Source organism: Pseudomonas sp., from assembly GCF_048269965.1.
Lineage (GTDB): Bacteria > Pseudomonadota > Gammaproteobacteria > Pseudomonadales > Pseudomonadaceae > Aquipseudomonas.
On record NZ_JBLWTV010000019.1, the window covers coordinates 1 to 20023 of the forward strand.

19 protein-coding genes are annotated in these 20023 nt (G+C 61.3%); 6 read left to right on the forward strand and 13 right to left on the reverse strand.

Translation table 11 applies throughout. The features are described 5' to 3' along the window. Positions 1-362 (reverse strand): hypothetical protein (locus tag ACN0X6_RS19185; RefSeq protein WP_417706401.1); only part of this gene is annotated, 362 nt, incomplete at its 3' end. 152 nt (positions 363-514) lie between these two features. Then, positions 515-817 (reverse strand): ArsR/SmtB family transcription factor, encoded by a 303-nt coding sequence (locus ACN0X6_RS19190; RefSeq protein ID WP_417706402.1) that lies wholly within the window; start codon positions 815-817, stop codon positions 515-517. Positions 818-1427: 610 nt separating this feature from the next. Between ACN0X6_RS19190 and ACN0X6_RS19195 the strand changes: the two genes are divergently transcribed. Beyond that, the gene (locus ACN0X6_RS19195; protein ID WP_417706404.1) at positions 1428-2021 is read left to right on the forward strand and encodes a TetR/AcrR family transcriptional regulator; all 594 of its coding nucleotides are present in this window, start codon (positions 1428-1430) and stop codon (positions 2019-2021) included. A gap of 51 nt (positions 2022-2072) precedes the next feature. On the opposite strand, the gene ACN0X6_RS19200 is transcribed toward ACN0X6_RS19195, so the two are convergent. Beyond that, positions 2073-3017 carry an LLM class oxidoreductase gene (locus ACN0X6_RS19200; RefSeq protein WP_417706406.1) on the reverse strand — a complete coding sequence of 315 codons (945 nt, stop codon included), beginning with the start codon at positions 3015-3017 and terminating at the stop codon, positions 2073-2075. 369 nt (positions 3018-3386) lie between these two features. After that, on the reverse strand, positions 3387-3755 hold the full coding sequence (locus ACN0X6_RS19205; RefSeq protein WP_417706408.1) for a hypothetical protein: 369 nt from the start codon (positions 3753-3755) through the stop codon (positions 3387-3389). A gap of 369 nt (positions 3756-4124) precedes the next feature. Between ACN0X6_RS19205 and ACN0X6_RS19210 the strand changes: the two genes are divergently transcribed. Then, positions 4125-5333 (forward strand): MFS transporter, encoded by a 1209-nt coding sequence (locus ACN0X6_RS19210; RefSeq protein WP_417706410.1) that lies wholly within the window; start codon positions 4125-4127, stop codon positions 5331-5333. A 41-nt stretch (positions 5334-5374) separates the two neighbouring features. On the opposite strand, the gene ACN0X6_RS19215 is transcribed toward ACN0X6_RS19210, so the two are convergent. The 7 genes from ACN0X6_RS19215 to ACN0X6_RS19245 all read right to left on the reverse strand — a co-directional run bounded on the left by ACN0X6_RS19215 (position 5375) and on the right by ACN0X6_RS19245 (position 12865). Beyond that, positions 5375-6319, reverse strand: a complete 945-nt coding sequence (locus ACN0X6_RS19215) for a LysR family transcriptional regulator (protein WP_417706412.1) — start codon at positions 6317-6319, stop codon at positions 5375-5377. A gap of 189 nt (positions 6320-6508) precedes the next feature. Further along, positions 6509-7438, reverse strand: a complete 930-nt coding sequence (locus tag ACN0X6_RS19220) for a D-2-hydroxyacid dehydrogenase family protein (RefSeq protein WP_417706414.1) — start codon at positions 7436-7438, stop codon at positions 6509-6511. 14 nt (positions 7439-7452) lie between these two features. Beyond that, entirely contained in the window at positions 7453-8967 is a 1515-nt protein-coding gene (locus ACN0X6_RS19225; RefSeq protein ID WP_196477103.1) for a tripartite tricarboxylate transporter permease, read from the reverse strand. Positions 8968-8971: 4 nt separating this feature from the next. Next, the gene (locus ACN0X6_RS19230; RefSeq protein ID WP_417706416.1) at positions 8972-9424 is read right to left on the reverse strand and encodes a tripartite tricarboxylate transporter TctB family protein; all 453 of its coding nucleotides are present in this window, start codon (positions 9422-9424) and stop codon (positions 8972-8974) included. A 52-nt stretch (positions 9425-9476) separates the two neighbouring features. Continuing rightward, positions 9477-10457: a Bug family tripartite tricarboxylate transporter substrate binding protein gene (locus tag ACN0X6_RS19235; protein WP_417706417.1), complete on the reverse strand. Its 981-nt coding sequence runs from the start codon at positions 10455-10457 to the stop codon at positions 9477-9479. A 40-nt stretch (positions 10458-10497) separates the two neighbouring features. Beyond that, positions 10498-11748: an OprD family porin gene (locus tag ACN0X6_RS19240; protein ID WP_417706419.1), complete on the reverse strand. Its 1251-nt coding sequence runs from the start codon at positions 11746-11748 to the stop codon at positions 10498-10500. 40 nt (positions 11749-11788) lie between these two features. Continuing rightward, a complete protein-coding gene (locus ACN0X6_RS19245; RefSeq protein ID WP_417706421.1) occupies positions 11789-12865 on the reverse strand; it encodes a 4-oxalomesaconate tautomerase in 1077 nt (358 codons plus the stop codon). Between the two features lie 212 nt (positions 12866-13077). Here ACN0X6_RS19245 and ACN0X6_RS19250 point away from each other — a divergent pair, with 212 nt between their 5' ends. The 3 genes from ACN0X6_RS19250 (at position 13078) to ACN0X6_RS19260 (ending at position 16943) form a co-directional block, all read left to right on the forward strand. Then, entirely contained in the window at positions 13078-14010 is a 933-nt protein-coding gene (locus tag ACN0X6_RS19250) for a LysR family transcriptional regulator (RefSeq protein ID WP_417706423.1), read from the forward strand. Between the two features lie 129 nt (positions 14011-14139). Then, complete coding sequence (locus ACN0X6_RS19255) at positions 14140-16338, forward strand: OsmC domain/YcaO domain-containing protein (RefSeq protein ID WP_417706425.1); 2199 nt, start codon at positions 14140-14142, stop codon at positions 16336-16338. A 2-nt stretch (positions 16339-16340) separates the two neighbouring features. Next, positions 16341-16943 (forward strand): nucleotidyltransferase family protein, encoded by a 603-nt coding sequence (locus ACN0X6_RS19260; protein WP_417706426.1) that lies wholly within the window; start codon positions 16341-16343, stop codon positions 16941-16943. Between the two features lie 206 nt (positions 16944-17149). Here the strand turns inward: ACN0X6_RS19260 and ACN0X6_RS19265 are convergent, their stop codons facing one another. Beyond that, a complete protein-coding gene (locus ACN0X6_RS19265; RefSeq protein ID WP_417706428.1) occupies positions 17150-18067 on the reverse strand; it encodes a LysR family transcriptional regulator in 918 nt (305 codons plus the stop codon). A gap of 122 nt (positions 18068-18189) precedes the next feature. Between ACN0X6_RS19265 and ACN0X6_RS19270 the strand changes: the two genes are divergently transcribed. After that, on the forward strand, positions 18190-19434 hold the full coding sequence (locus tag ACN0X6_RS19270; RefSeq protein ID WP_417706430.1) for a cation:dicarboxylate symporter family transporter: 1245 nt from the start codon (positions 18190-18192) through the stop codon (positions 19432-19434). On the opposite strand, the gene ACN0X6_RS19275 is transcribed toward ACN0X6_RS19270, so the two are convergent. Continuing rightward, complete coding sequence (locus ACN0X6_RS19275; RefSeq protein ID WP_417706432.1) at positions 19411-20022, reverse strand: hypothetical protein; 612 nt, start codon at positions 20020-20022, stop codon at positions 19411-19413. The two genes, ACN0X6_RS19270 and ACN0X6_RS19275, sit on opposite strands and share 24 nt — an antisense overlap. Position 20023 lies beyond the last annotated feature (1 nt).

The window sequence follows — 20023 nt, forward strand, 5'->3', positions numbered from 1 at the left end:
GCAATGCGCTCGCCGAGAGGCGTGCGGTCGAAACCGTCTTCAGCAATGCGCTCGCCGAGAGGCGTGCGGTCGAAACCACCTTCAGCAATGCGCTCGCCGAGAGGCGTGCGGTCGAAACCGTCTTCAGCAATGCGCTCGCCAAGAGGCGTGCGGTCGAAACCGTCTTCAGCAATGCGCTCGCCGAGAGGCGTGCGGTCGAAACCATTTTCCGAAACATTCAGATGGCCGGTGGTTACTTGCTGGACGGTCGTGGCGCTTTGCAACGGCTGCAGGTTGGACGGAGTTACAGCGAATGCAGTTGAAGCAGCATGGGCCAGAATTACAGCTGTAAGTACGTTCTTCAAAAAAGTTTGCGCTTTCATTTTTGGATCCTCGTTTCTGGAAAAAGGGATATAGGGAATTTTCGATATATGAGGTTAAAAAAAATGCATGTCTTGCCTAAGGTCTCTCCATCGCGAATCCTCGCTTCGACAAAAAGGGATATCGAGAATTATCGATACGCAAGGTTAAAAAATTACAGCTCCTTGCCTATGAGCTCGGCCAGAGCACGGATATTGGCTTCATTGCGCTTGTAGTAGGTCCACTGTCCGACCCGGCGAACTTCTACCAGGCCGACGCGTTGCAGCGTCGCGAGGTAATCCGACACCGTCGACTGCGACAGACCAACACCTTCCTGAATACTGCTGACGCACACACCCACGGTATGCACGTCCCCTTCATCCTGGGGAGGAAAGTTCTTCACCGGATCCTTCAACCCCTTGAGGACTTCAAGACGGGTTGGATTCGAGAGGGCTTTGAATACGTTGATCAGTTCCATGGGGTTCATAATATCGAGATTTGCCGATATGTCAATACGCGCTTCAACCGTTCGTCGGGCATTGAATCCAAGGGCTGCGGTCAGCTCGCCGGCGCTTACCTCTGCTATCAGATCGCTCAGGATAGTCGCCTGGGGAACAGAGCAGGCCCAATAGCACGGGGGCGCGGCAAGAGGTGCACGACATCTGCGAACGTCGTACCTGCTGATCGGGCCATCTCGCCCGGTGCTGTATTACCCGCGCCTCATCGAGCAAAATACCAGGCTGCAAGCCAAGGGACAGCACGTCCGGGAGCATCGGCAATCGATGGCCTTGTAGCTGCAGACATGGCCCGAACATGCCCTCGCCGCCCTGCCCTTTGGCACCTGCCACAGCATCGGTGGCATTATCAGCGCCATTGGCCTGGCATCTGATCGAAACGAAGATCTGATGGTAACGCTGCTCGTCCATGGAGCCATCTCCTGCTCTGTCTGCAGGTACCTGCGCCTGCATGGATGAAAGCGACCCCAGTGCAACCGCATACAATACGTATGTGAATCAGAATTCAACGTACGCGGCGCATGCCAATTGACTCATACGCATCGCACGCACATTGCTTGAGGACGAATTTCGATGGCGCAGAAGCGTGCAGCGATGATCGTGGAAACGCGCAACAAGCTGATCAAGGCGGCGCGCGAGGCTTTCGCGGCGAAGGGCTATGCGGACAGCTCGATGGACGACCTGACCGCTGCCGCAGGCCTGACAAGGGGCGCGCTCTATCACCACTTCGGAGGTAAACAGGGCTTGCTGCAGGCGGTCATCGAACAGATCGACGGAGAGATGATGCAACGCCTGTCGGTGATCATCGATGAAGCCGGCAGCACCTGGGACGGCTTCATCGATGAATCCATCGCCTACATCAAGATGGCGCTGGAACCGGAAATCCAGCGCATCGTGCTCCGCGATGGGCCTGCAGTACTGGGCGCTCCATCCCAGTGGCCAGACCAGAGCGCCTGTATGCGCAGCACGCAGCGCAGCGTGCAGAAATTGATTGACGAGGGAAGTATCGAGAACGTGGATGCCGAGGCGACGGCCTATCTGATCATGGGAGGACTACGCTGCGCCTCGTCATGGATAGCCCATGCAGACGACCCTCATTCGGCATCGGAGAGAGCCATCGAAGGTTTCGTAACACTGGCCTCCGGCCTGCTGCGCAAGCAGGCCTGATCCTTGCACTGAAATAACCGGCGCACGCTATCGAGGCCGCGCAAGATTCCTTCAGGGATTGATCGGGAAACTCGGCACGACGAACTCACCCAGCTCCTGAACCACCTCATGGGCTGGACGGCGAGCATATTTGAGGTTCAGCCCGACGTGATTGACGCCAATGCCCCTGAGCATTTCCAGGTAGTCGATCAAAAACCGATGCCCCGCTCTGAAGCCAAGGTGGATCGGGGTCGGCGGCTCGTCGGGATCTTCCGCAAGGTCGATATAAAGAGACTGCGAAAATGGTTTGAACACCTGAGTCAGTGAACGCCATCTATCGATGGTCGCCGCCTGCTGCTCGAGGCTCTGCGGGTAATAAAGCCAACCGTCGGCGTGCTGGGCAATCCATTCCAGCGATTGCCGCGAATTCCCCGTGACCATCAAAGGTATGGCGCCCAACTGAGGTTTTGGCAGCAGGTCTGCACCATGTAGCTCGACCCTCGGCGTTGAGATGCTGGGAAACTCCTCGCTCCAGACTTTGCGCATAACGGCCAGTGATTCCTGGAAGAACGCCTGGCGGTCATCGATAGAGGCGTTGAATGCGGCGAACTCCGTCGGCCTGTCGCCCGTTGCCAGACCAAGCACGAGGCGCTGCCCCGACAGCCGATCGACCGAAGCTGCCGCCTTGGCCAGGTGCAGCGGATGGCGCAATGTCGTGACGATACTGCCAGTGGCCAGGGCTATACGCGCCGTGTGCGCCGCTACGTAGCCCATGAATACCCAAGGGTCGTAGATATGCCCAACATCCCCGAACGACGGCACATGCAGCGGTACATCACGGAAATAAAGCGCTGAGAATCCATGAGCCTCAGCCATCTTTGCCGTACTGATCTGCTGCTCTATGTCCATATCCGGAATGGCGCCTGCGTATGACTCGATCGCAAAATAGAGCCCGAGTGTCAGATGCCCTTCTCGGTACATGGCCGAGTAACCGCGGTGGTGCTTGAAATCATTCATGTTCAATCCAGCGAAGATTAAATATCCACAGCCCCGCCCAACCCTATTGCGCAGCCGCCGCCTGCCATGGATCGCCCCTCGCTGATCCCTTGCGATGGGGACTTCCCGCACACCTCAGCAGCCTTGATCCAGCGAGGCTGGCGACTTGCAGCGCGCCCTTGGGAAACGCTGGCAGACCATCACTCGGCAAGCGGCGTGAGGATGCGTCGATTGCAGTCAGACCAGTTGATGTGAGCCTTCAAACTATCACATACGGATTGCATGTCAAATAAAACATACGCGCCGTATGTAAGACACTGAACGCCCCTGAAACACAAGACACCGCCTGCCCCTCACCTCAACCTTTACTCTTTGGGTTATTCATCTGGTTCACTCCTCATCAAGGGTTTGAACCTGGGCACCTCTAGCTTGCAGGGCGTGAATGCACCGATGCTGAGCATCATTCGAAGCCGGGCCACGTGTGGCAAGACGAGCGATCACAGGAGAGGTGAAGTAATCGACCGATGCCACCTCCGAGGCGGGATCCTGGATGTGAAGGACAGTGCTCAGCAGAGCAGCCCGGTCCAACCACTTGTGATCGGAGCCATGCAGGACGCCGTAATGGCGGTTATCGCCGTCGACGAAGAAAGCTGTACGCACCATGCCCTGTGCCTGGAAACGAAAAAAGCCGACTCTGGGGCCGGTTTCTTCACCCGTGGCTAAGGCTGGACTGAATCGGCTCGCCGAGGGTTGAGCCATGGAGGAAATCTTGCCCGCATCCGAACAGGATTCAACAGGGTTCCACGCCAAGCAGGGCGGATATCTCCGCGCCAGGATTCAGCCTCACCGCCTCGGCCAAATGCTCCGGCGCCTGGTGCGCCTGGTCATGACCAGACTGGAGTGACCCGGGATGTCCTGCCGGGTGAGGAGGTTGCCGCCGTTGTGGATGAAGGGGCTGGCGAAGTGCATGGGCGGCCTGGCCTCTCGGCAGGCGGATGGTCGGCCGAGCCGCGCTCAGCTGCACCCAACCAATTAAAGAAATTATTTCATTAATAGAATGAATAAATGACAAAAATAAGAACATAAATAATCAATAGACTCGCGGCCGTTATTCTCGGAGCTCCGCCCATGTCTGTTCATGAATCAGCCTCTCAGCCTGTCGGCTCGCAACGAGGCGCCGGCCTTAGCGTCGCCATCCTGGCATTTTCCGCCTTTCTCATCGTCACCACTGAATTTCTGATCGTCGGCCTCCTGCCTGCTCTTGCCCGAGACCTTAATATTTCCATCTCCATGGCAGGCCAACTGGTGACCCTTTTTGCCTTCACGGTGATGATTTTCGGCCCACCGCTGACGGCAATGCTGTCTCATCTGGATCGGAAGACGCTGTTCGTGACCATTCTGCTGATTTTCGCCGCCTCGAACGCGCTTGCGGCAGTAGCGGAGAGCTTCTGGCTTCTCGCCGTCGCGCGCCTGGTGCCTGCACTGGCGCTGCCCGTTTTCTGGGGTACCGCCAGTGAAACCGCAGGGCAACTGGTCGGCCCCGAAAAAGCGGGCCAGGCGATCGCGAATGTCTACCTGGGTATCTCTGCCGCGATGCTGCTCGGCATTCCGCTGGGCACTCTGGTGTCGAATGCGCTCGGCTGGAGGGGCGCATTCTGGTTGCTCGCCGGCTTATCGATGATCATGGCGCTGGCAATTGTGGCGTTCATGCCTGCCGTTTCCCGCGCTGCCAAGGTGAACTTTGTGCAGCAAGCGAAGATTTTCAAGGAACCCTATTTCCTTTCGAATGTGCTGCTTTCCATCGTCGTGTTCAGCGCCATGTTCACCGCCTACACCTATCTGGCCGACATCCTGGAGCGCGTGGCGGGCGTGCATCCGGAAAATATCGGATGGTGGCTGATGGCATTCGGCGCAGTCGGCCTGATCGGCAACTGGATTGGCGGCAAGGCGATTGCTGTGTCCCCGATCAAGGCCAGCGTGCTCTTTCTGCTTCTGCTGGCGATTGGCATGACTGCGGTTGTTCCGTTCGCTCATGTGGGCCTGATCTTCTGCGCTGCGCTGGGCCTGTGGGGCATTGCAAATACCGCTCTTTATCCGGTCAGCCAGGTCCGGGTCATGAGTTCGGTCTCCCACTCCAAGGCACTGGCGGGCACCACCAACGTATCGGCGGCGAATGCCGGCATCGGTATTGGCGCCATTGTCGGCGGCATGACCATTGCCAACCTGGGGCTCGAGTATCTTGGCTATGCGGCTGCGGCTATCGCCGTCATGGCTCTGATGCTGGTGCCGCTGGTACACAAGCTGGCGTCCCGGCAGGAGCAGGCACCTGCGACCTGAAAGCGTCGGTTCTGATCAATGCGGAGCATGATTCGGCGTGATCAGTGCTCCGCCGTATCTGTCGAGACTCTCGTTCCATACGGCGTAAGCCGGAGGCGCAGGTAGTCCAGAAGGGCTCTGACCTTGGCGACGTTTTCGCGATTTTTCAGCCAGATCAAATGCATGGGCAAACCATCCGTAGCCAGCTCTGGCAGTACCTCGACGAGCGTGCCCTGTTCAATGTGGCGCTGCGTAAGCCAGGTCGGTAACTGCCCGATACCGTGACCGGCAAGCACCGCTGCCACCTCCCCTTCGCCATCTCCCACTGCAATTCGCGTCTGCATGGTTCGGCGCTCCATCTCTCCCGGCCGCGCACCCCTGAAGAACCAGGGGCTGACCAAGCCATCGCTCTGCACGTAACCGATGCACTGGTGGTTATCCAGATCATCCTGTCTTTCTGGACAGCCGAAGCGCCTCACGTAGTCCGGTGAAGCGCAGAAGATCAGGCGCTGCGCACCGAAATACTCATGCCCCAGATTGGCCGGCCAGGTATCCGGGCCACCGATGCGAACGACGATATCGATGTTCTCGTAAACAGGATCGATGAACCGATCGGTGAACGAGATATGCGGCTGGAGCATGGGGTGCAGACGGACAAAATCCATGATCAGCGGCAGCACATGGAGGCGACCGTAGGAGGCCGGCAGGTCTATGCGGACCTTGCCATGGAGCTCGTGTTCCTCGCTGACGAGCGCATGCTCGACCTCTTCCAGCTCGGACAGAACCGATGTGCAGGTTCTGTAGAACAGGACTCCGGCATCGGTGAGCGCCAGCGAACGAGTGGTGCGATTGAACAGCCGCGAGCCCAAGCGCTCCTCCAGCCGTGCCACGCTTTTGCTGACGGCAGAGCCGGTGAGATTGAGGCGTTCGGCAGCAGCACTGAAGCTGCCGGAATCAGCGACAGCCACAAAGACATCGATCCCCTTCAGCCGCTCGGACGAGTGCATCCCTATCTCCATTTCTGAACCCAGGTGCGATCCTACCGAAATACCTGGCAGAGGCCTGCATCCAACTCGGTGATTCGCTCAAAAGCCCGCTGCAGACACGCTGCAGATCGATGCGTTGAGCTGATGCGATAGAACGCCGAGGAGGATTCGGACTCTGCCTCGATAATCCTTGCCGCAGCGCTCAGGCCGTCATCCTTGCGCAAACGCCCTGACATTGGCGAAAGCCTCGCCGAAGTAGGCTTCGTAGCTGTGCTTTTCGACATAGCCCAGGTGCGGTGTACAGAGCACGCGCGGATGGGTCAGCAGCGGATGATCGGCCTGCAGGATCGGCTCCTGCTCGAACACATCCAGCGCTGCCTGACCAGGCCGGCCAAGGTCCAGCGCGTCGAGTAGCGCCCCGGGGGCGATCAGCTCGGCGCGGCTGGTATTGACCAGCAGCGCGTCAGGTTTCATTCGCGCCAGGTCGGCAGCGCCCACGCAGTGCCGGGTGGCGGGCACCAGACGCAGGTGCAGGCTGAGCACGTCGACCTGCTCGAAGAAGGCTTCGCGCGTCGGCGCAGCCTCGTAGCCATCGGCGATGGCGGCCTGGCGCGAGGCCTCGCTGCCCCACACCAGCACACGCATGTCGAAGGCGCGCGCATAACGCGCCAGGCGCTGGCCGATCTTGCCGTAACCCCAGATGCCCAGCGTCTGACCATACAGACGCTGGCCGAGGTTGACCTGCCAGTGCCCGGCATACAGACCGTTGATGGCCTCGCGCAACTGCCGCCGGGCATTGAGGATCAGCGCCCAGGTCAGCTCGGCCGCCGCGATCGGCGAGCCGGTGCCCTCGGCGACGGTCACGCCGCGCTCGCGGCAGGCCTGCAGGTCGAGATGCGGGCCGGCTCGCCCGGTCTGGCTGATCAGTTTCAACCTGGGCAAACGTGCCAGCAGCGCGGCATCGATACTCGTGCGCTCGCGGGTCAGCACCAGCGCCTCGGCATCGGCGAAGCGCTCGGCCAGCACCTGCGGATCGCTGACGGCATCGTGATACAGGCGGACATCGAAGCCCTCCAACAAGCTGAAACAATCGAGCTGTTGAACGACCCGCTGATAGTCATCCGGTATCACGATACGCATGCCAACCCTCCGAATCAGGCCACGCTGGCGGCGCGGCCCTGCTGACGACGCGCACGCCAGGCGCGCCAGAATGGCAGCACGATCATCACCGCCACCAGGCCCCAGACCACCCAGGTGATCGGGCTGGCGTACAGGATACCGAGATCACCGCTGGACAGGGACAATGCGCGACGCAGGTTCTGCTCCATCATCCCGCCGAGGATGAAACCGAGCAGGATCGCCGACAGCGGGAAGTCCAGCTTGCGCATGACGTAGCCGAAGAGGCCGATGGCGATCATCAGGTACAGGTCGAAGGTAGTCGCATGCACCGCGTACACGCCGATGGCAGTGATGATCGCCACCGCCGGTACCAGCGCCCAGTAAGGGACGGCCAGCACCTTGGTGAAGACCTTGATCATCGGCACGTTCATGATGATCAGCATGATGTTGGCGACGAACAACGAGGCAATCAGGCCCCAGACGATGTCCGGCTGGTTCTGGAACAACAGCGGCCCCGGCGTGATGTTGTACAGCGTCAGGGCGCCGAGCATCACTGCCGTGGTGCCCGAGCCCGGTACGCCGAGAGTCAGCATCGGCACCATGGAGCCGCAGGCAGCCGCGCTGTTGGCGGTTTCCGGTGCGGCCAGACCGCGCAGGTCGCCGTTGCCGAACTTGTTGTCTTTCACCGCCAGGCGCTTCTCGCTCATGTAGGACACCGCGCTGGCCAGCGTCGCCCCGGCACCTGGTAGCACGCCGAGCACGAAGCCGACCACGCCGCTGCGCAGGTTGGTGGCAAACACGAAGCCGCCCTCCTTCATGCTGAACAGCATGCGCCCGCTGGCCTTGATCGCCTTCTGCCCATGATGGGTACGTTCGAGCAGCACCAGCAGCTCACTGACCGAGAACAGCCCCAGCACCAGCACCACGAACTGGATGCCATCGGCCAGGCCCAGGCTGCCGAAGGTGAAGCGGTAGACGCCGCTGTTGGCGTCGATGCCTACGCAAGAAAGCAGCAGACCGATCAGCGCCGCGACAGCGGTTTTCAAGGGTTTGTTGCCGGCCATCCCGGCCAGGCAGGTGATGGCGAACACCATCAGCACGAAATATTCGGCGGGGCCGAACGCAACCGCCCACTTGGCCAGCAGCGGCGCGAACAGGACGACACCAGCGGTGGCGATCAGGCCGCCGATGAACGAGCTCCAGGCCGACAGGGACAGTGCGACACCGGCTTGGCCCTGACGCGCGAGCGGGTAACCATCGAGGGTGGTCATCACCGCAGAGGCCTCACCCGGAATGTTCAGCAGGATCGAGGAAATACGGCCGCCGTATTCGCAACCCAGGTACACCGCAGCAAGCAGGATCAATGCGGTTTCCGGCGGCAGCCCCAAGGCGAAGGCGACCGGAATCAGCAGGGCCACGCCGTTGATGGGGCCCAACCCGGGCAGCAGACCGACGACCGTGCCGATCAGGGTCCCGCACAGGGCAGTAAGCAGGTTGTAGGGGCTCAGCGCCACGCCGAAGCCATGGCCGAGATAACCGAGAGTATCCATGGGTTCAGCTCTCCAGGGTCGAAAGGATGCCAAGCGGCAGGGGTACGGCGAGGGCTCTGTCGAACAGCAGGTAGAGGCCGATGGCCAACACCACACCACTGATCAGGCTGTGCAGCCAGCTGCCGCCATACAGACGCGCCATACCGATGCCGAACAGCACGCTGGCGGGGATGAAACCGAGCAATTCGAACAGCACCGCATAGCCGATCATCAGGCCGAGAAAGACCAGCGCCTTGATCATCACTTGGCGGTTCAAGGGTGGTTCTTCGCCCTGCACCTCACCGGCCGGCTTGAGCAGCAGTTGCAGGCAGGCACAGGCGATCAGCAGTAACAGCAGCAGCGGGAAGGCCTTGGGCCCGACCGGCTCGTAGGCAAACGGGGCGCTGTAGCCCCAGGCGAAAAATCCCAGGATGCAGCAAAGCAGCAGGGTCACCCCCGCAAAGATACGGTCATGCATGTGGATGCGCTCCAGAACGCTGCGCCGTCAGGGACGGCGCATGGGAACTCGATTACTCGACCAGGCCGAACTCGCGACCGAGCTTGCGGTACTCGGCAACCTGACGCTTGACCAGCGCATCCAGCTCCGGCCCGGTCACGTAGTAGGGCAGTACATCGCGGTCGGCCAGGTAGGCCTGGAAGTCGCTGGAGGCCGCAAGCTTGGCGAAGCGCTCCTGCCACCAGGCCACGTCTTGCTCTTTCACGTCCGGGCCGAGGAAGTAGCCGCGAATCAGTGGCCACTGGATCTCGTAACCCTGCTCGCGGGCGGTGGGAATCGAGGCCAGATCGCCGCCCAGACGCTCTTCGCTGAAGATCGCCAGGGTGCGGATCTTGTTGCCCTGCTGCGCGCGGATCTCGCTTGCGCTGCCAGTGACCAGGTCCACGTGGCCGCCCATCAGCGCCATGTAGTGCTCGGCGCCGCCCTCGAACGCGGCGTAACGCAACTCGCGCGGATCGACACCCGCCGCGCGGGCCAGCAGGGCGATCTTCACCCAGCCCTGACCGCCGACACTGCCGCCGCCGCCAACCACGATGCTTTTCGGGTCCTTCTTCAGCGCCCGCACCACATCGTCGAGGTTCTTGTAAGGCGAGTCGTCACGTACTGCCAGGGTGCCGTAATCGTTGCCGACGGTGGCCAGCCACTTCACTGCGGTCTCGTCGAAACGACCGTATTTACCCAAAGCCAGGTTCAGCAGCGAAGCGCCGGAGAAGGCCACCAGGGTGCCGGATTCTGCCCGGCGGTTGGCGGCGATGGCGTTGTAGGCCACGGCGCCGATGCCGCCAGGCATGTAGGTCACGCGCATCGGCGCCTTGAGCAGGCCTTCGTCCTTGAAACCGGCCTGGGCCAACTTGCAGGTCAGGTCGAAGCCGCCGCCTGGCTTGCTCGGGGCGATGCACTCCGGACGGGAAGGTTCACCAGCCAGTGCCGAGCCACTGGCAAGCAATACGGCGAAAGACAGCGGCAGAATGCGGCGAATAGTGCAGGTGATCATGATGGGTTCCTCTTATTGGTCTTGTATGTAGGCCGATGCGTTACCAGAGCGGCACGATATAGCTCAGGATCAGACGATTCTCGTCCAGGTCACGAACGAAGCTCGAACGGTACGTCGCGTTTCTCCAGGTCACTTTGAGATTCTTCAGCGGGCCATCGCCGAAGGCGTAGGCGATATCGGTATTACGCTCCCACTCGCGCCCTTCGCCTACCGCCAGGTCGACCTGGTCACCGCGTACATAGCGGGTCATGAAGGTCAGTCCCGGCACGCCGACGCGGGCGAAGTCGAAGTCATAGCGCAACTGCCAGGAACGCTGGTCCGGGCCGGCGAAATCGTTGATCTGCAGGAAGTTGGTCAGGTAAGGCGTGGCACCGTTGACATAGGTAAAGGCATCGTCGCCGAGCATTTTCTGGTAGCCGAGCCCCAGGGCATGCCCCGCGACGCTGTAGGTGAACATCGCGTTGACGGCCTGGTTGTCGATCTTGCCAACCCGCTCCTGCCCCGCTTCGCTGTTGCTGAAATAGCGCAGGTCGCTTTTCAGCTTGCCCGGCCCCAGCGCCAGGTTGTGCTGCACGCCGAGAAAATGCTGGCGATAGACATCGCTCAGTTCGGCGTAGTGATAGCTGGCGAGCAACTGCGGGTTGATCGCGTAATCGACCCCGGCGAAGCGCAGCTCGTCGCTCTCGGGGCTGCGACCGAAGCGGCCATTCTTGTTGTTCAGCGCCAGCTTGTCGGAGCCGGAGACATTGCGCTGCACCACGCGGTCGATCTCGCCCAGGGTGAAGGTGGCGCGCTCGAGATCCTTGCTCTGCACCTGCCAGCCCTCGAACACCTGCGGCAGCAGACGCGAGTTGCTGTACTGCAGGTAGGGCATCTTCGGCAGCAAGGTGCCCACGCGCAGCTGGCTTTCGGCGAAACGCACCTTGCCGGTCACGCCGAGCTTGCTGTAGTCGTCCTCGGCGCGATTACGGCTGTCACGCGGCAGCAGGTCGGTGCCGCTGCGATCAGGCGAGGAGTCGAGTTTGACCCCCAGCATGCCGATGGCATCGATACCGAAACCCAGGGTGCCCTGGGTGTATCCGGACTCCAGGTTGAGGATGAAGCCCTGCGCCCATTCTTCACGTTTGTTCTGCCCGGCATTCTCGCGAAAGTCGCGGTTGAGGTAGAAGTTGCGCAGCTCCAGGCTGGCCTTGCTGTCCTCGATGAAACCGGCGGCGTTGGCACTGACTGCAGGCAGCGCCATGACCGTCATGCCGACGACGGAGCAACTGAGGGATTTTTTTCTTGTCATTGTGGTTGGCCCCTACGGGTGTGGTTGTAGTGAAGCGAAATCAGGTGCCGGTGCGCCGCAGGCTGGGGATGTACACCTCACCCGAGAACAGGCGACGGGCCGTGCGTACCAGCGAGGCGCGCAGGTGCTCGGGGTTGCCGTCGGCGGCAGGCTGCAGGGAAACCTCGATCTGCCCGCCCGGGTGTTCCAGGCGTACCAGCGCCTCGCCTTCGATGGGCGCGATGTCCTGAGCGACGCTGTCGGGCAGTGCACAAGCCGTGGCCAGGCCGATGGCCCCGGTGGCGGCGACCGAGCGGTGGCAGTTGTGCGGCATGAAATAGCGCACGCTCAGCGTGCCGCCGTGGCGTGCAGGTGCCAGCAGCACCGGCTTGGGGATGACCATCTGCGATACGTCGCCGAGGCCCATGGCCAGGCCGGCCTGCAGGCGAATGCGCTCCAGGCGCTGGAGAAACGCAGCGTCGGCATCCAGTTCGGCAGGCGACTCATAGCCGGTCTTGCCCAGTGCCTCGGCATGCATCAGCACCATCGGCATGGCCATGTCGATGCAGGTCACCTCGATACCATCGAACGCGTCACGCACGCGGCCGGTGGGCAGCAGACGGCCGGTCTTGCCACCAGCGGCATTGAGGAAAGTCAGCTTGATCGGCGCGGCGGTGCCGGGCACGCCGTCGATGGCGGTGTCGCCGTCATAACGCACGCGGCCGCCCGGGGTCATCACGTCGGAATCGACGAAGGTGTTGGTGTTGAGATTGCGGATGCGCACCCGGGTCATCGGCGAGCCGGCATTGACCAGGCCGTGCTCGATGGCGAAAGGACCGATGGCACAAAGCATGTTGCCGCAGTTGGGCGCAGTGTCGACGCGGCGCTGGGTGACCATGACCTGCACGAACAGGTAGTCGACATCGGCATCCGGGTGCGGCGAGCGGCTGACGATCGCCACCTTGCTGGTCTGCGGGCTGCCACCACCGATACCGTCGATTTCCAGCTCGTGGCCAGAGCCCATCAGGCTGAGCAATACCTCGTCGCGCTGCTGCGGGTCCGTGGGCAGGTGATTGGCCAGAAAGACCGGCCCCTTCGAAGTACCGCCTCGCATGAGTACACAAGGTACCGTCCGCATGATGCCTCCAACGCAATAAACCTAGTGATTGTTGCTTTGCGTCGATTATGAGGAGCGGATATTTATTCTGTAAAATGCATATATTTCGATATTTATTCCATTAAACGCATTAATGCATGTGCGTGTTTCCCCGCTTGCCAGTGCTGAGCCGAAAGACTAGGGTTCATTGCTAACCTTCAAACAAAAATACGCCAGACTGATAACCCAAGCGCATGAATTACGAACTGCAAGACATCCGCGCTTTCGTGAAAATCGCCGAGTTCGGCAACTTTCACGAGGCCGCCAACGCCATCCACCTGTCCCAGCCGGCACTGACCCGTCGCATGCAGAAGCTGGAGGAAAGCCTCGGCACCCAGTTGCTGGACCGCACCACGCGCCGCGTCAGCCTGACCGCCGTGGGGCGGGATTTTCTGCCCAAGGCGCAGCGTCTGCTGGACGACTTCGAGCGTTCGATCCTCGGTATCCGCGAGTTGGCCGAGCGTCAGTCCGGCCAGGTCACCCTCGCCTGCATCCCGACGGCAGCCTTCTACTTCCTGCCGACGGTGATCCGCGCCTTCAACCTGCAGTACCCGAAGATCCGCATCCGTATCCTCGACCTCAGCGCCCATGAAGGGCTGGAAGCGGTGATACGTGGCGAAGCGGATTTCGGCATCAACATGCAGAGCGGACAAAGCGCGGAAATCGACTTCACCCCGCTGGTCAACGAGCCTTTCGTGCTCGCCTGCCGGCGCGATCATCCCCTGGCCAAGCAGCCGGAAGTGGCCTGGCGCGAGCTGAGCGATTACCGCCTGATCGGCGTCGGACGCCTCAGTGGCAACCGCGTGCTGCTCGATCACGGCCTGGCCCACCTCGACTGGCGCCCGAGCTGGTTCTACGAGGTGCAGCATCTTTCGACATCGCTGGGCATGGTCGAGGCCGGCCTGGGCATCGCCGCCCTGCCCAGCCTGGCGATGCCGGCCGAGGACCATCCGATTCTGGTCAGCCGTCCGCTGGTCGACCCGGTGATCAGCCGCACCCTGGGCCTGGTCCGCCGCCGCGGCTCTTCGCTGTCGCCGGCGGCCGAACAGTTCGTCGAAACCCTGCTGCGGCAATGGCCGAGCTACACCTCCATCGGTACCAGCAACCCCGCCGAACTCGACAGCTGAGCCATCGCTCGGGCCGGCATTGCGCTCGCCGCCGGTCCGGCGCGCCTCGATCGCCAGCCGCCAAACAAGACAGGCCGCCGAAAAACCGGATAATGGCGGCCATTTTGTTTCGCTCGCTGGTACTGCCCCATGGAAATCAAGGTCAACTTTCTCGACAACCTGCGCCTCGAAGCCAAGTTCGACGACTTCACGGTGATCGCCGATCAGCCGATCCGCTACAAGGGCGACGGCTCGGCGCCGGGGCCGTTCGACTATTTCCTGGCCTCCTCGGCGCTGTGCGCGGCCTACTTCGTCAAGCTGTACTGCCAGACGCGGGACATTCCCACCGAGCACATTCGCCTGTCGCAGAACAATATCGTCGACCCGGAGAACCGCTACGCGCAGATCTTCAAGATCCAGGTCGAGCTGCCGGCCGATATCTCCGAGAAGGACCGTCAGGGCATCCTGCGTTCCATCGACCGCTGCACGGTGAAGAAGGTGGTGCAGCAGGGCCCCGAGTTCATCATCGAGGAAGTGGAAAGCCTCGACGCCGACGCCCAGGCGCTGCTGATGCCGGTGTCGGATACCACCACCTACATTGCGGGCAAGGACCTGCCGCTGGAGCAGACCATCGCCAACATGTCGGGCATCCTCGCGGACCTGGGGATGAAGATCGAGATCGCCTCCTGGCGCAATATCGTGCCCAACGTCTGGTCGCTGCACATTCGCGACGCGCAGTCGAACCTGTGCTTCACCAACGGCAAGGGATCGACCAAGGAAAGCGCCCTGGCCTCGGCCCTCGGCGAGTTCATCGAGCGGCTGAACTGCAACTTCTTCTACAACGACCAGTTCTGGGGCGAGGACATCGCGACTGCCGAGTTCGTCCACTACCCCAACGAACGCTGGTTCAAGCCCGGGCCGAAGGATGCGCTGCCCGAGGAAATCCTCGACGAGCACTGCCTGGCCATCTACAACCCGGACGGTGAACTGCGCGGCTCGCACCTGTACGACACCAATTCAGGCAACACTGTGCGCGGCATCTGCTCGCTGCCGTTCGTGCGCCAGAGCGATGGCGAGACGGTGTACTTTCCGTCCAACCTGATCGAAAACCTCTACCTGTCCAACGGCATGAGCGCCGGCAACACCCTGGCCGAGGCCCAGGTGCAGTGCCTGTCGGAGATCTTCGAGCGCGCGGTCAAACGCGAAATCCTCGAAGGCGAGCTGTGCCTGCCGGACGTGCCGCCAGACGTGCTGGCCAAGTATCCGGGCATCGTCGCCGGCATCCAGGGCCTGGAGGAACAAGGCTTCCCGGTGCTGGTGAAAGACGCCTCGCTCGGCGGCGAATTCCCGGTGATGTGCGTGACCCTGATGAACCCGCGTACCGGCGGCGTGTTCGCCTCCTTCGGCGCCCACCCGAGCCTGGAAGTGGCGCTGGAGCGCAGCCTCACTGAGCTGCTCCAGGGCCGCAGCTTCGAGGGCCTCAACGACCTGCCGCAGCCGACCTTCGACAGCCTGGCGCTGACCGAGCCGAACAACTTCGTCGAGCACTTCATCGACTCCAGCGGCGTGGTGTCGTGGCGCTTCTTCGGCGCCACGCCGGATTTCGAATTCGTCGAGTGGGACTTCTCCGGCGCAGGGGCAGATTCCAACGAGCAGGAAGCCGCCACCCTGTTCGGCATCCTCGAAGACTTGGGCAAGGAGGTCTACGTAGCCACCTATGACGACCTCGGCGCCAACGCCTGCCGCATCCTGGTGCCGGGCTACTCGGAGATCTACCCGGTCGAGGACCTGATCTGGGACAACACCAACAAGGCGCTGCTGTTTCGCAAGGACATCCTCAACCTGCACGCCCTCAGCGACCGCGAACTCAAGTCGCTGCTGCGCAACCTCAGCAACACCGAGGTCGACGATTACACCGACATCACCACGCTGATCGGCATCGAGTTCGACGACAATACGGCCTGGGGCCAACTGACCATCCTCGAGCTGAAGCTGCTGATCAACCTGGCGCTGAAGAAGTACGACGACGCCAAGGAGCTGGTCGAGGCCTTCCTGCAGTACAACGACAACACCGTCGAGCGCGGCCTGTTCTATCAGGCGGTCAACGCGGTGCTGGAGATCCAGCTGGACGATGAACTGGAGCTGGCCAACTACGAGCACAACCTGCGGCGCATGTTCGGCAGCGAGCGCATGGACGCGGTGATCGGCTCGGTGGACGGCAGCGTGCGTTTCCATGGCCTGACGCCGACCAGCATGAAACTGGAAGGCCTGGACAAGCACCTGCGCCTGATCGACAGCTACAAGAAACTCCACGCGGCCCGCGCCAGGGCGGCGGGCCTGGCCGGCTGAGCATGGCCAGCGAGCGCCCGGCCCAAAGCGTAGCAGCGCTGATGCTCGCCGCTGGCTACAGCCGCCGCTTCGGCGCCGACAAGCGCCGTCTCGTGCTCGACGACGGTCGCTCGCTGCTGGCGGCCAGCCTGGCCCTGTCCTGTTCGATGCTCGAAGAGGTCTGGCTGGTGCTGCGCCCGGACGAGACAGGCGCTGAGTTGGGATTATCCGCAGGCATCAGGCTCGTCCAGCATCCAGCGACGGCGCAAGGCATGGGCCACAGCCTGGCCGCAGGGGCCGAGCGGCTGCTCGCCGAATCGAGCGCTGACGCGGTGGCGATCTTTCTCGCCGATATGCCGCATATTCGCCGCGATACCTTAGAAACCCTGCTCGCCCACGCCAGCGCAGACAATATCGTGCTGCCCAGCTACCAGGGCAAACGCGGCCATCCGGTGCTGTTCGGCCGTGATTTCTGGCCGCAGCTGGCGGCGCTGAGCGGCGATGCAGGAGCCAGGCCGGTGCTTGAGCAGAACCCCGAGGCCGTATGCATCGTCGCACTGGACGATCCTGGCATCCTGCAGGACGTCGATACCGAGGAAGACTGGCAATGCCTCAGCACACGCTGAGCACTCAGAACCTGTTCACGATCTGCTGCACGTCGGCCCTGCTACGTTGAAACCAGGCTGGCACGCCAGCCCGAGCTGGGCGCCCCCGTCCAAATGCTCATTCACAGCTCGTAAAGTCGGTCGCGACCCCGGCCGTTTTTCGCCTGATTTTGCGGGGTCGCCATCGGTGTTGCCTGGCTCTAGCTCACGAGATCGTCAACAGGTTCTCAGTGCGACTCCTTGCGATATTCGCTGCCCAGCGCCCGCGCCAGGGCAATGAAATTGGCCACCTGCGGTGACTGGTGCAACTCGCGGCAAACCAGAGTGATCGGCGCGACCAGACGCGGCTTGGCGTCGCGAATCGAGCGATAAGCCACGCTGTGCTCGTGAAAGCCGCGCATCGAAGCCGGCACCACCGAAACTCCGGCGCCAGCGGCCACCAGGCTGACGTTGGTGAGCATGCGTTCCACCTCGAACGCCACATGCGGCTCGAAACCGGCATTGCGGCAGGCCTGCAGGAAATTGGCGTACATCCCCGGCGCACCGGGACGGCGCACCAGAATCAACGGCTCGTCAGCAAGATCCTTCAGCGAAACCGCCCCTTTGCTCGCCAACAGGCGATGCCCGACCGGCAAGGTGAGCACCAGCTCTTCGTTGAGCAGACGGTGATAGGCGATGCCGACAGGGCTGGCCACCGGCGCGCGTACGATTCCCACATCGACTCGCTCGCTCACCACGTTATCGGTCAACACTCTGGCACTGCCCTCGTTCAAGGCAATGTCCACCCCTGGATAGTCTTCACGGTAACGACGAATGATCTTGGGAATCAGCGGATGGGACGCTGCAGAGCTGGTGAACCCCAGCCGCAATGTTCCTTCAATGCCCTGTGCAGCGCGCGCAGCCTTGAGCCCCCCCTGCTTTACGCGCAAGAGGATGTCCTTCGCCTCACGCAAAAACACCTCGCCGCCCACGGTCAAGTCGACACCTTTGGCGTGACGAATGAAAAGCTCGAACCCCAGTTCCTGCTCCAGTGCTCGAATCTGCTGACTCAAGGGCGGTTGCTGCATGTTCAAGCGCGCAGCAGCGCGAGTGAAATGACGCTCTTCAGCAACCATGACGAAGTAACGAAGGTGACGAAGCTCCATTGGGATAGTTCACCGTTGGGAAGGATGGAAGCAGGGCTGAACGATACCGAATCGCTCGCTCCATGGGTTAGGATGAGCCACTGCGCACAGCAGACAACAATAACTACAAAAAACAGAATGCAATGATCCAGCGACTGGTCCGTTCCGGTATTGCCCGACTGCTTATGGCCGTTCTGCTCGGCGCTATGCTCGGTGTCTGGAATCCGCCTCTGGCAATCCAGATGAAACCGCTCAGCGAGTTGTTCCTCAGCGTGATCGGCTGGCTGACTCCTTTTGTGATGTTCATCCTGCTCTGCTCCAGTGTCGCCAAACTAGTCGGCTATCCAGGCAGCGCAAGGCTGGCCTTGAGGATGCTGGGTTACTGGCAACTCGTCTCCGTGCTTTCACTGAGTATCGGGCTTTTGGTGGCGCTGACGCTGCAACCTGGCAACGACGCCCACTCATCACAAGTGGCTGAAGGGATTACCCGCACGGAAGTCATTACTCAGCTTCCCGGCATGGTGCTGCATACGCTTGAGCAGAGCCTGATTCTCAAAGTGCTGCTCGCCGCATTGATCTGTGGCTACGTGCTGGGACTTTCCGGCACTGCTGGCGCCCCACTACAGAGACGGCTGGATCAGGGCGTCTCGATGATATTTGCGCTGATGTCCGGCATCATCCGCTTCGCTCCTCTGGCCGCTTTTGGCGCCATGGCTTTCACCCTGGGCAAATACGGCGCAACTGCCGCTGTACCGCTGTTGAAGTTCATCATCGCCATCTATGTGGCCAGCCTTCTCTATGTCACGTTGATACTGGGACTGATACTGCGCCTGACAGGGTTGCGTCTGCGCCGCTTGATCCTTTACATCAAAGAGGAGTTGCTGCTGGTCGCTGCGACAGGCTCGTCGGTAGCGGCCCTGCCGAAGCTGCTGGACAAGCTCGAAGCAGCTGGCTGCGATAGCCAGGTCGCCCGCCTGGTGTTGACCGGCGGTTACAGCTTCAACCTCAACGGTTCAAACCTCTACCTGATCGTAGCGATGGTGTTTCTCTCCCAATTGGCGGGGAACGAGCTGAGTGTCGGGCAAATGTTGCTGCTACTCTGCACCAGCCTGTTCACCTCGCTGGGAGCCACCAGCGTCGCGGGTTCAGCCTTCATCATTCTGACTGCCACGCTCAGCGTCTTGCAGTTCGCTCCCCTGGAAATGCTGGGCATGCTCATCGGCGTTGAGCGTCTGATGAAATGCCGCTCACTGACGAATGTTCTGGGCAACTGCGTGGCCTGCCTGTTCATCAGCCGCTGGAACGGTGCCCTGGATGCTGAAAAATCCCGGCAAGTGCTGGGAAGGCCTCAACGACGGCGGCGGTCACTCATGTTCATTGGCCGATGAAGTACGCTGCTCCAGCCGATAGCGCAGTTCAAAGCGCCTAGTGAACTGGGGAGGGTCCTTGACGTGCTCCAGGATCAGTAGCTGCAGCAGCTTTGCCTCTGAGCCACGGCTGATGAGATCGACCTCCCGTAGCTCTGCGAAGCTCGATCCCTGATCGAGATAACGCAGCAAAGCGTCGAGAATCGATACCGCAGAAATACCCTTCATAGCGTGCGTGGAACGCTCGCCCCTGGCCCACCCTCCGGCGATCCAGGCCGGCATGTCTGGCTGAAGCCGTGGGTCATCCGAATGCAGAAATACAGGGACAAGCACAAGCGTGTCCGGCGAAGGAACGAGAACTTCCTCGAAACCTGTGCCCAACAGAATCTCTACCCGTTCAAGGCCTTCGGGGAGGTTGTAGATGTCCGCGCTGGCCGCTATCAATACCGAGAACAGCGTGCGGTCAGTGTGCAAACGCATGAAATGCGTCGTCAGCTCTACCCGCGACATCGGGGCAAGCGCAGTTTCATAAACATCGGGATACGGCGAAGCGCTGCTACCGATCATCGATAGCAGCGCAGGCAACCAGAGTAGATGCTTGCTCAGCACA